Raw genomic sequence first — 11,272 nt, forward strand, 5'->3', positions numbered from 1 at the left:
GAAGGAGACTAACCAATGACGAAATAGGTTTGATAAAAAATAGATATTCTGTAATGATGCAAAAGCAGGGTTCTAAAGCAAAAGCTGGAAAGGGGACTGGTGTTGCAAATACTGAAAAACTAACTGGCGGTGCGGCTAGAGCAGAACAATATTCAAGTAATTGGGCTACAGCAAGTCTTGATAAGGCTATTAATGAGTTTGCAGGCTCAAATCCAATAATAACTACAACTGAAAAAGGAAAAAGAATTTATACTAATCCAACAACAGGTATACAGGTGGTTGAGGATTTGTCTGGAAACTACTTCCGAATTTATAACCCTAATATTTCGGGAAAAAGAGCTTATTTGGATTTGAATGGTAATATTCCTAACAACAAATTATTAGAGAATGGAAAACAAGCTGGCCGAAGTCAAGGTGAATATAATGAGGCAACTCATTTTAATATAAAAAGGAATAAATAGTATGAAAAATATATCCGTTCCAGTAAATAAAAGTGCAATGGAACGCCTAGATTTAGATAATTGTGTGGATGGTGATTTGATTGAATTAATTCTTGATGAAGATAATTATAAAAATCTCTTAGAGAGTAATGTTATTAATCAACTTAATAATGAATTAGATATAAATATTGATGATTATGAAGATGAAAAGATAATCGATCTTGATAAGCTTATTAAGGCTAAAAGTATTATTCAAAATTCAATAGTATCAAATAATAGCGAAGCGTTGATTCAATTATTAACTCAAGTTGATAATGCAATAAAATATAAAACAGGTCTATTTTTTTATTTTTAAATTTAGAGGTAATAGTAAAGTCCTCATCTGAATCCTGTTAGGATCTTACTTTGATGTCTATACTTTTATCTCAAGTTTGATAACTAACAGCATTCAACAAGCGAATAAAAAAAGTAATTTTTGATGAGCATGTAGTAAATGAGAAAGGCTTGGGGAATGCTGGAAAGGGAACGAGTGCAAATTTTCTTGCCGGTGAATTAACGGGAATAACGCAAAAGCAACTAGATAAGAAGTTTAAGCATGCGGCTGATTTTGGAATAACAACAACAAAGAAAAACCCGGAAACTCTCGGTCAATATGAAACTGCAATCAAAAATCATATGGGAGACTCGGCAACCAAACCCCAAGGTACTTATGGCTTTGTAAAAGACTCAAAAGTATTTTTTAACTCAAGTACTAATAATGCAGTTGTTCTTGATAGCTCTGGTAATTTTGTTACAGGATTTAAGCTTACGCCAGGAACCGCACAGTATGATAATTATATGAAAAATGGAGTATTACGATGAGCCTTATAGCATTAGAATTTGCTAAATCGTTTGTTAATGGAAGAATAACAGCTCAAGTTTTTGCTGAGGCTTACATTGAGCTCTATCGAATAGAGCGAGATAACGGTTTACTTCTCAAAGATGAAGACAGTGTTAGCGAATGTTTATCAACTATTTTTTGTCTAGCCGATCTTTATAATCCAGATTTTGATAAAGAAGAATATGAATTAAATGATAAACAACTTATTGAGCAAATTGAGCAAGAGTTGAAAAAACTAAATTAAAAAGCTCCCCCGCCTTAACCAGCGGGGAGCTTTTATTGCTTTTTAGACCTGCATCGCAAGTTCAATAATTAACTTATCCTGCTCTACTTTAATGATGACCGATTGACCGGCATAAAAGCCTATCTGCTCCAGCCAGCGCCCCTTGATGGTCAGTTGCGGTCTGGGGTTGCTGAACCCGCCGTTAGGCGTGTAACCTACGGTATAAAAGCGCTCAGTGGGGTGCGGTGCAGGTTCTTTGCATGTGGTTGATTTTAGCTTAGACTGTGCCTTAGCCATAATTAACTCCTGTGAAGTTGGTTTTGGTTAGCAGTGGTAGCAGGTTGCCGCCTATTATTGCTGCTTACTTATTGTTTTATTATTCTTATTTAGTCAGTAATTTAGTCTGATTCTTGGTTAAAAGACATCTAAAAATCTCTTAATCACGGTTTGTTTTCTTCTGGTAGCTTCTCAATCTTTTGAAACAGGTTTAAAAACTCATGGTCTTTTAATCTTGACTTGGTAGCTTGGTCTTGTGCGTCTTCCAGTATCTAATGCTAGAAAGGGGACGAAGCTTGAAATAGATCCAAAAAAAATTTGATTATCTTTATGGCAAAGTAAATAGCGGAGATCATAATACTGCTCGTTCAACTCAATTATCCCAAATGATGAAACGGCTTGGGCTACAGACTAATGAATCCGGTACAGCTATTTTAATTGAACACTTTAATAAAACAGTAAATACAAGAGGTAATGTTATTAATAATTACAAAAAAAATTCTCAGTGTTTTGAAGTTAGAGAATCTTTCTTAATGGGTCCATCAGGTAAAGGCGCTGTAATACAAACGTCATTTAAAATTATGCCAGATGGTTCGCGTAGATTTGTAACAACAATTCCAAAAGAAGGAAAAAAATAAATGTTTATTCAATCTTTTCCAGATGAAATAGATTTGTTAGCTTTTTTTGAGGGAGAACCTATTTTTCAGAATACAGAGGATTTACACTTTGCATACAAATATACTGATCAAAATGAAATGTCTATACTTTTTTCGTTTAGTGCAACTGGAGGTTGGATACAAACAATTATAGAGTTTAAACAGAAAAAAATAGCGCACAATCTAATGGAAGGTGTGGAATACTTTAAGATAGAAAAAGATGTTGATGGTGAGTACCTAACGACTGAAGTTGTACTAGAGGATACAAGAACAAAGGTTGAAATAAGATTACAACCTTTTATTTCTACTGAATTTTCAACATTAATAAGATGATTAATTGATCTGTCTTTGATTTAATCATAGGGTTGATATTATCAAGGACAGATCTATATTACTTTATTTTAGATAGGCTTCTCAATCCTGATAATCAATAACTACTGTTGCGCATCTATGATGAATGGCTGAGCGGTGGTAAAGCAGGAAAGGGAATGAATGGTAATGCTTTGGAATTGAATTCTTGGCAAAACTACCCCAAAAGACTATTGACGGTAAGCAATATGCGTCGATTGGAAACAGATTATATTCACAACATGCAGTTGATAGGATGCAACTACCAGAGTTAGGGTTCCCTGCCGGTACAGTTGGAGCTGGTCGTAACATTTCTCCTAATATTGTAGAGCACACTATACAAACTGGAACAAAAACCAGTTCAATGGTTAATGGTGTAAAAAGGACTGTATATTGGAGTGGTGATGTAGGTGTTGTTACTGAAAGGAATAGTAAAATTGTAGTGACCATTCTCAGAAGGAGTGAAAAGTGATGAATTGGATATATCCAGATGTTATTAATAATCTTAAAAAAAAATGTGATTCTTATTTAAATAAAAAAATTAGTTTGGATGAAATACAATCTAGTATTTATGAAGCTGAGCATCAGATACTAGCATTAGAAGAAAAATGGTTAAGAGAATTGCTATTTGATGCAGAAAATCAAATTGAATTAAATCGTTATACGATAGATAGTGAAAAGCTAGAACAATCTGTTGAACCTATTATCAAAAATATAATGACTAAAATATCATAATAAGAATAATTCCTACCTAACTATTAGAGATTCTAATTATTATCTTTTAAACTTATATAGCAAGTTGAATAAATAATTTACCTACTCTATTGTTATGATTATGAGCATACTCCAGAGTCTGTAAAATTAACAAGCCAAGAACAGTTAAGAAGTTTTCAGTCAGCTGTAAATAACGCTACTAAAAATAATATTCCTTATAATGATAGAGTTACTGTCAATGGGTGGCAATTGGAGTTTAAACCACCTAGATCAGTGGTGAGTTACCAACAATTACCCATATACGATATATGAGAGCGTACTAATGGATATCTTAATTAATAATCCAATAAAATTTCTATAGACACAATTGAAATAGATGAGCATTTGCCTTCATTAAAATTGTACATTTCGATTGATATTGAAAAAAGTGGTTTCGAGCTAAAAATGTGTCAGTAGCTTGGTTTGAATGTAATGTTTTTGATTCTTTCATTAAAGACCTATAATTATTTAAATTCGCAGTATTTAAGGATATGAATGATAATTTCAAACTAGAAATAGACATTAAAAAGAATAAGATGTGTTGGATTTCGCTTAAAAAAGACATTAATGAAAATATATCTAAATCTGAAGGCTTTGAAAGAATCGATTTAAACGATAGGGATAATATATTAAATGTTTTTATAGCGTATCCAAAATGGTGGTGATCAATAATCTCCGCCTAATTAGTGAGGATGATTTTTATAGCTGGAAAGGGGACGAGTAGAGCGGGGCAAACTGAAAATGCTGCTTCTGAGTTACCCGCTTTACCACCAAGTAAACAAAGTCCCTTATTAAAAATGTACTTGAGCCACATGAATATCGACAAGCATTAGATAGTGAAATATAAAGGTGGTACTTTTAAAGGAGCAGAAAAAGCAAACAATCCTGGTATTGATGGTTGGTTTGATGGGGTTCCTGTTCAATTGAAAGTTGTTGATGGCAATAGCCTTAACGCTATTAGAAGAAATATAGTGAAAGGCTAAAATAATATGAAAGATCATGGATATAAAGGATACCTATATATAAATGCTTCTAAAACAGGAGTTAGTATGAACGAAATGATTAATCATTTTAAACCGGGCCAACCTGTATCCAATATCATAAAAGAAGTTACTGTAAATAATATTTATATTAAAACTCAGGACAGTTGGTTAAATGTAATTGGCGGCTCAATATCAAAAGGCGGAAGTAAATAATGGCTAATGAAATCATGTTTCCAATTAAGGAAACTCCCTATTTCGATAAATTAGTTAAAGGCGTTATCAGTAATCTTAAAGAGCTATTAATTGATACAAGAATGATTTCAATTGGGGTTTTAAATAATAGTGATTTAGATTTATCACATGGTTTTATAATTATTCAGGATCATAGTAACGATAATGTATGCTGGGGTAATTTTTGTTACTTTGAACCAGAAGTTAGAGATGAGTCGGAAGCTGATTTACCAATTATGTCAGGAGTAATCTATCGTGGAGAGAAAAACCGAAGATTTTCAGTATTGGTTACTTACATACTAGCTAAGATTCTTGAAGCCAGAGTAATTTATGATGATGCTTATCTAGTACAGCGAAAAGAAGTCTATCCTGTAGAGGAATTAAAGCCTTTTGTTAAACAATATATTAAAGAGCTCTATCCGGTAGATGAGTAATGAAGCTTCCCGCCTAAGTAGCGGGGAGCTTTTATTATTTTCCAGATATGCATAGCAAGTCAGATAATCGGTCGGTCTTGCTGGAAAAGGAATGACCGTAATAAATCCTGATGAAATCAGATTTTCACAGAATAAGGTTTCTTATAACAAAACAGAACGAGGGACTACTATCATATGGAACCTGTGCTGCAATGCAGAAAAAAACATGATGAAGAGCTAAGAGCAAAAGGTAAAAGAGTCATGTAAGTGTTGCTAGCCTGATAATATCAGCCCCATATTTATATCTTAATATGACAATATTATAATAGTACAGATAAAAATAATTATAGAAACGGTATTTTCTATTAATTGGTATTTTTAGTGAAAGCATGTATTATAAAAAATAGATCATATTGAAGTGAAATTATAACTAAGAAAAAATACTCACCTGATAAATTTTATGAAATTGGCACCATTGACTAAGCTATAAATTAATCATTTAAGATTAATATTATGATTAACTATATTAATTAAAACATGAGAAAATTTGAGAATTTCTAACTGAAAAGTGAAAGATTATCTAATGTATTTATTTGAGTATCTAATTTATATTTATTTTAAAATTGATTAAATATATTTAATTTAAGGAAATTAAACCAAATTTACAACAAAAAAAGTTAATTAAATTAAATTTATATTTAATATATTTTAAAACAATAACTTAATTCTAATTTTTGAATATCTGACCTGAAGCCCGAAGAAGAAAAATATAATAGCTTGATATATTTATATATAATAATTTTTAGTTTAAAATATTGAAATATTTATATAAAATTAATTCATATAAATATTATTTCAGTAAAAACCTGAATTAAATTTTCATAATAAAATAATTTTATTATAAACAAATCAGATAAATAATTTGTTTGGTTAATTTATGTATTATATTATTAATTAAAATAAGAATTTGTAGGTAATGTTATGAACATCAGTAAATACCTATTTTTTTTAAGTCTAATTAACGGGGTAATATATCAGACGTATGCTGCACCATCGTCAGGTCCGGCTAATCCGGCAGATATTGAACAGCAGCAGATTATTCGCGAACAGCAAAGGCTGAAACAGTTTCAGGAAAAAATGCAGCCTGAAGTCAATGTGCGATTACAGCCTCCGCAAATTGAAGGTACGGTTAACGGTTTACCTCAGGATGAAAAACCATGTTTTGCCATCAGAAGCATCAAATTAAATGGTGATCAGGCACAACAGTTTCAGTTTGCATTAAATAAAGCTATTAATCAGAGTAAGTTCAAACCGGGATTGTGTCTGGGCAGCAATGGCATCAATTATATTATGACACTGGCGCAGAATGCAGTAATAGACAGGGGATATACTACTACGCGCATTCTGGCCAGCCCGCAGGATTTAAGTAGCGGTGAGCTGGTATTGACAGTTATTCCGGGACGAATTCATGAAATTCGTTATAACCTTGATAATGCTGATCAGACACATGTAAACCGTATCCGCCGTATTCAGAATGAATTTCCGGCTAGATCTGGTGACATATTGAATCTGCGGGATTTAGAACAAGGACTGGAAAACCTGAAACGCGTACCGACAGTAGAAGCGGATATTCAGATAGTGCCGGCTGAAGCACCGAACGAAAGTGATGTGGTTGTTTCATGGTCGCAGCGTAAAGTACCGGTACGGATTAGTTTTAATGCAGATGACTCAGGCAGTCATGCTACCGGACGTTATCAGGGCGGTGTAACTTTATCTGTTGATAATCCGTTAGGTTTAAGTGATCTGTTTTATGTGAACTATAATCATGATCTGGGTAGTAAAGACAGTACAGTAGATATTGATGGTAATCGTACCGGCAGCGGTACACATGGCTATTCCCTCCATTATTCAGTGCCGGTAGGAAACTGGCTGATAGCCTTTAACCAGAATTATTACCGCTATCATCAGGCTATAGCCGGTTATGACCAGAATTATGATTATAACGGCAGCAGTGAAAATACAGATTTGGGGATAACCCGAATGATATATCGTAACAGCCACCGTAAAATTGATGTAAGTGCCAGAATATGGCGGCGTAAATCTCATAACTATATAGACGATGCTGAAATCGAAGTACAGAGAAGGCATACGGCAGGCTGGGCTATAGGGCTGAATCATCAGGAATATTTAGGAAATGCCATACTAAATCTGGGTGCAGGTTATAAACGTGGAACCGGTGCAGACCACAGTTTACGGGCAGCAGAAGAAGAATTCGGAGAAGGCACCTCGAGGATGGAGATAATCACACTGGATGCTTCACTGATGAAGCCGTTCAGGGTAGGAAAATATAACTTTAGCTATGACACCTCGTTTCACGGGCAGTGGAATAAAACCCCGTTAATTACTCAGGATCAAGTATCAATAGGCGGGCGCTACACTGTGCGGGGATTTGACGGAGAGCTCACTCTGATGGGAGAGCAGGGCTGGTACTGGAATAACAATCTGAACTGGCAGTATTTACCGGGTCATCAGGTATATGCGGGGATTGACGTAGGGCATATAACGGGAAGAACAAGTGAAATGCAGTTAGGAAAGACGCTGGCGGGTACGGTACTGGGTTTTAAAGGTCAAATAAAGGCTGGCGGGAACTGGTATTACGACGTATTTATGGGAAAGCCGATTTATAAACCGCAGCATTTTCGTACAGACAAAACTACATTCGGATTTAATCTGAATTATTCACTTTAGAGCTGTAATACAAATTTATTCAAAATATAGCGTTAATTATGAAATAAAGAGGATTGCATGATGAATAATAGAGTTACCTGAAAAATTACGAATAATCGATCAATTAATAATTATTGTTTTGTCATTATTAGAATTTTATTCTGCTGATATACGTCTGATTTTAATCTGAATAAATTTATTTAATATTTGGCTTTTTCTGAATAAATATTAAGACAATATTCCAGTTGGTTTTGAGAAATTTTAATTAAATATACTCTTCAAAGGGCAGGAAAATGAATAAGAATCTTTTTAAGGTAATTTTCAATAAAAAACGCGGGCAAATGATGGCTGTTGCGGAAAATACTATTCGTGAAGGAAAAAGTACTGCAGACAGTACTGCCGGTAGTACCGCAATAATGAATAGCACAATCAAGATTGCAGGTTTGCCTGTTCTGGCTTGGTCTATTCTGCTGGGTTTCGGTTTATGCACTCTGGTTATTGATTCCAGCCGAGCAGGTTCGATTCATGCTGATACTTCTGCACCGAAAAATCAGCAGCCGACCATTTTGCAAACAGCGAATGGAACACCGCAAATTAATATTCGAACACCTACTAAAGGCGGAGTTTCAATTAATCAGTTCCGGCAGATGGATGTAGATAACAAAGGCGCTATTTTAAATAATAGCCGAAAAAATACGGAAACCAGACTTGCTGGCTGGATACAGGCCAATCCGTGGCTGAGTAAAGGTGAAGCCAGAGTTATTGTTAATCAGATTAATAGTACCAATCCAAGCCAGCTGAATGGCTATATAGAAGTTGCCGGTCGGCGTGCAGAAGTAATTATAGCCAATCCGGCGGGGATAAATGTGAATGGCAGCGGATTTATTAATGCAGCGGGAGTAACGCTGACTACAGGTAAACCGCTAATCAAGAATGGTAATTTAGATGGGTTTGAAGTCCGACAGGGTAATATCAGTATCGGTGGAGACGGTCTGGATACTGGAAGCAGTGAATATACACGCATTCTATCGCAGGCCGCACAGATTAATGCGGGTATCTGGGCAAATAATCTGAATATTACAGCAGGAAGCAATAATACAGATGCACAGGGAAATATAACTGAGTCTGTACTGACCTCTGCAGAGAATAAACCTTTAGTAGCTATCGATGCAGGCAAACTGGGTGGTATGTATGCCGGTAAGATTGTACTGGTTAGTACTGATAAAGGCGTTGGTGTTAATAATGCGGGGCAGATTTATGCCGGTAATGGTAATTTAAGCATAGATGCTAATGGTTACCTGAGCAATAGCGGCAGTATTGTCGTTTCTGATCAGAAATCTTCTGGTGCTGATATTGCCAGTGTTTCCCTCAATGCTGACAGAGTAACGAATAGTGGAACAGTTTCAAGTCAGGGAAAAATGCTGGTTCATAGTGAGCAGTTAGAAAACAGTGGTTTACTGACTACTGCGGATGAAATCAATATCCGACAGCAAAAACTGCATAATCAGGGAGAAATTAATGCCGGCCGGATAGATATTATTGCAGATAATATTCATAATCAGAACGGGAAAATTATTCAGACCGGTACTCAAGGTTTAGCGCTGGATATGAATAAGCTGGATAATCGTAATAATGGCCTGATTGGTTATGCACCAGAGAAAGATAAGCCAGCTCCGTCTGTACCGGAACATAAACCAGAACCGGCAGAACCTGTTACTCCTCCTACTACAGCCGCCGGTAGCGGACAAACAGTCTCTGCTGTTAATACGCATAAAACACAATTTGAAACCGGACAAATTATCGGTAATCAGGAAATAATTAATGATAATGGTCAGATTATTGCCAATGGTGGTATTGATTTAACCTCGAAGACTGGTCTGAATAATCATGGCAGTCTGAATCTGAATAAATTAACGGTAAGTGGTGAAATATTTGATAATTATCAAGGTAAGCTCAGTGCTCGGCAGGCATTAATTAATACCAATAGCATTGATAATCATCAGGGTGAAATTACTACAACAGAATTATTATCGGCAAAAAGTGGCAAACTGGATAACAGAAAAGGCAAATTACAGTCGGTAAAGAATATTGATATAGATAGTGCCCAGCTGGATAACAGTGATAATGGTTTGATTGCGGCTCAGGAACAGCTAAGTATACAGAGTGGAAATATAAATAACAGTCTGGACGGAAAAATTCAGTCCGGTGCATCTCTTAAACTGAATACGAATAACCTGAATAACCGGCAGGGCAGTATTGATAGTAATAGTCTGATATTAAAAGCCGATATTGTTGATAACAGTAAGGGAGCGATTCGTACCAATCAGCAGCTTAATGCACAGATTGGCAGTAGTCTGAATAATCAGGGCGGAGAATTCGGCAGTGGCGAAGATATATTACTCAACAGTGAAGGCGAAAGCCGTCTGAGTGTTGATAACAGTGACGGCGGAAAAATCATAGCGAATAAAAATGCCTATCTGAATACAGAAAGTATTAAAAATAATAATAAAGGAATAATAAGCAGTGAGAATTTGAATCTGAAAGCAGCACGCGCAGAGAATACGGCAGGGGGTGTTATTCAGGCAGGTAAACAGTTAAAGGCGCAAATTGACGAAAAGCTGAATAATATGGGAGGAAATATTGCAAGTAATGAAGAATTACTGCTAAATGCTGATGGGCCCAGCAATCTGGTATTGAATAACAGCGCAAATGGCAAGATTCAGGCTGGTAAAGGAGCAGTAATTCATGCATCGACACTGGATAATAGTAATGATGGAAGCATAGATGCAGGCAGTATTGATCTGACAGCAAACAGTGTAAACAATGCTGCCGGAGCTATCCGGACAAACCAGAGATTAAAGGCACAAATTGGCAGCAGCCTGAATAATCAGGGCGGAGAATTCGGCAGTGGCGGAGATGTGTTGCTCAACAGTGAAGGTGAAAGCCATCTGGCTGTTGATAACAGTGACGGCGGAAAAATCATAGCCGGTAAAGATGCCTATCTGAATACGGAAAGTATTAAAAATAATAATAAAGGGATAATAAGCAGTGAAAATCTGCATCTTAAGGCATCAGTAAGTATAAACAACAGTGGAAATGGTGTGATTCAGTCGAGCAAAGAGGCAGTAATTCAAGCATCGACACTGGATAACAGCAATAATGGCAGCATAGATGCAGACAGTATTGATCTGACAGCAAACAGTGTAAACAATGCTGCCGGAGCTATCCGGACAAACCAGAGATTAAAGGCACAAATTGGCAGCAGCCTGAATAATCAGGGCGGAGAATTCGGCAGTGGCGGAGATGTGTTGCTCAACAGTGAAGGTGAAAGCCATCTGGCTG

14 protein-coding genes are annotated in these 11,272 nt (G+C 35.8%); 13 read left to right on the top strand and 1 reads right to left on the bottom strand.

The window, feature by feature from the left end:
• From H3U82_RS00005 to H3U82_RS00020, 4 genes are all read left to right on the top strand, one after another.
• Nucleotides 1–461 (top strand): hypothetical protein (locus tag H3U82_RS00005; protein ID WP_198208679.1); only part of this gene is annotated, 461 nt, incomplete at its 5' end.
• A gap of 1 nt (nt 462) precedes the next feature.
• Nucleotides 463–795 (top strand): hypothetical protein, encoded by a 333-nt coding sequence (locus H3U82_RS00010; RefSeq protein ID WP_025331479.1) that lies wholly within the window; start codon nt 463–465, stop codon nt 793–795.
• A gap of 149 nt (nt 796–944) precedes the next feature.
• On the top strand, nt 945–1,301 hold the full coding sequence (locus H3U82_RS00015; RefSeq protein ID WP_198208680.1) for a colicin D domain-containing protein: 357 nt from the start codon (nt 945–947) through the stop codon (nt 1,299–1,301).
• Nucleotides 1,298–1,564, top strand: a complete 267-nt coding sequence (locus tag H3U82_RS00020; RefSeq protein WP_198208681.1) for a colicin immunity domain-containing protein — start codon at nt 1,298–1,300, stop codon at nt 1,562–1,564. The genes H3U82_RS00015 and H3U82_RS00020 overlap by 4 nt, the downstream gene beginning before the upstream one ends.
• Nucleotides 1,565–1,606: 42 nt before the next feature.
• On the opposite strand, the gene H3U82_RS00025 is transcribed toward H3U82_RS00020, so the two are convergent.
• A complete protein-coding gene (locus H3U82_RS00025; RefSeq protein WP_041881195.1) occupies nt 1,607–1,840 on the bottom strand; it encodes a SymE family type I addiction module toxin in 234 nt (77 codons plus the stop codon).
• Between the two features lie 365 nt (nt 1,841–2,205).
• On the opposite strand from H3U82_RS00025, the gene H3U82_RS00030 reads away from it, so the two are divergent.
• The 9 genes from H3U82_RS00030 to H3U82_RS00070 form a co-directional block, all read left to right on the top strand.
• On the top strand, nt 2,206–2,457 hold the full coding sequence (locus H3U82_RS00030) for a hypothetical protein (protein ID WP_198208682.1): 252 nt from the start codon (nt 2,206–2,208) through the stop codon (nt 2,455–2,457).
• Entirely contained in the window at nt 2,458–2,808 is a 351-nt protein-coding gene (locus H3U82_RS00035; protein ID WP_041881295.1) for a hypothetical protein, read from the top strand.
• A gap of 184 nt (nt 2,809–2,992) precedes the next feature.
• Nucleotides 2,993–3,295 (top strand): hypothetical protein, encoded by a 303-nt coding sequence (locus H3U82_RS00040; RefSeq protein WP_198208683.1) that lies wholly within the window; start codon nt 2,993–2,995, stop codon nt 3,293–3,295.
• The gene (locus tag H3U82_RS00045; RefSeq protein WP_025331484.1) at nt 3,295–3,558 is read left to right on the top strand and encodes a hypothetical protein; all 264 of its coding nucleotides are present in this window, start codon (nt 3,295–3,297) and stop codon (nt 3,556–3,558) included. The genes H3U82_RS00040 and H3U82_RS00045 overlap by 1 nt, the downstream gene beginning before the upstream one ends.
• 854 nt (nt 3,559–4,412) lie before the next feature.
• Nucleotides 4,413–4,559, top strand: a complete 147-nt coding sequence (locus tag H3U82_RS00050; RefSeq protein ID WP_198208684.1) for a hypothetical protein — start codon at nt 4,413–4,415, stop codon at nt 4,557–4,559.
• A 6-nt stretch (nt 4,560–4,565) separates the two neighbouring features.
• Entirely contained in the window at nt 4,566–4,772 is a 207-nt protein-coding gene (locus H3U82_RS00055) for a hypothetical protein (protein ID WP_198208685.1), read from the top strand.
• Complete coding sequence (locus H3U82_RS00060) at nt 4,772–5,224, top strand: hypothetical protein (RefSeq protein WP_198208686.1); 453 nt, start codon at nt 4,772–4,774, stop codon at nt 5,222–5,224. Before H3U82_RS00055 ends, H3U82_RS00060 begins: the two co-directional genes overlap by 1 nt.
• 960 nt (nt 5,225–6,184) lie before the next feature.
• On the top strand, nt 6,185–7,951 hold the full coding sequence (locus tag H3U82_RS00065) for a ShlB/FhaC/HecB family hemolysin secretion/activation protein (RefSeq protein WP_198208687.1): 1,767 nt from the start codon (nt 6,185–6,187) through the stop codon (nt 7,949–7,951).
• Nucleotides 7,952–8,223: 272 nt separating this feature from the next.
• The coding region (locus tag H3U82_RS00070) for a filamentous hemagglutinin N-terminal domain-containing protein (protein ID WP_198208688.1) at nt 8,224–11,272 on the top strand (3,049 nt) is incomplete at its 3' end.

The organism is Snodgrassella sp. W8132 (genome assembly GCF_016100865.1).
Lineage (GTDB): Bacteria > Pseudomonadota > Gammaproteobacteria > Burkholderiales > Neisseriaceae > Snodgrassella > Snodgrassella alvi.

Coding starts and splice junctions, on each gene's coding strand:
- H3U82_RS00010 (WP_025331479.1), top strand. CDS start 463: ATGAAAAATATATCCGTTCCAGTAAATAAAAGTGCAATGGAACGCCTA.
- H3U82_RS00060 (WP_198208686.1), top strand. CDS start 4,772: ATGGCTAATGAAATCATGTTTCCAATTAAGGAAACTCCCTATTTCGAT.
- H3U82_RS00035 (WP_041881295.1), top strand. CDS start 2,458: ATGTTTATTCAATCTTTTCCAGATGAAATAGATTTGTTAGCTTTTTTT.
- H3U82_RS00030 (WP_198208682.1), top strand. CDS start 2,206: ATGATGAAACGGCTTGGGCTACAGACTAATGAATCCGGTACAGCTATT.
- H3U82_RS00020 (WP_198208681.1), top strand. CDS start 1,298: ATGAGCCTTATAGCATTAGAATTTGCTAAATCGTTTGTTAATGGAAGA.
- H3U82_RS00065 (WP_198208687.1), top strand. CDS start 6,185: ATGAACATCAGTAAATACCTATTTTTTTTAAGTCTAATTAACGGGGTA.
- H3U82_RS00045 (WP_025331484.1), top strand. CDS start 3,295: ATGAATTGGATATATCCAGATGTTATTAATAATCTTAAAAAAAAATGT.
- H3U82_RS00055 (WP_198208685.1), top strand. CDS start 4,566: ATGAAAGATCATGGATATAAAGGATACCTATATATAAATGCTTCTAAA.
- H3U82_RS00025 (WP_041881195.1), bottom strand. CDS start 1,840: ATGGCTAAGGCACAGTCTAAGCTAAAATCAACCACATGCAAAGAACCT.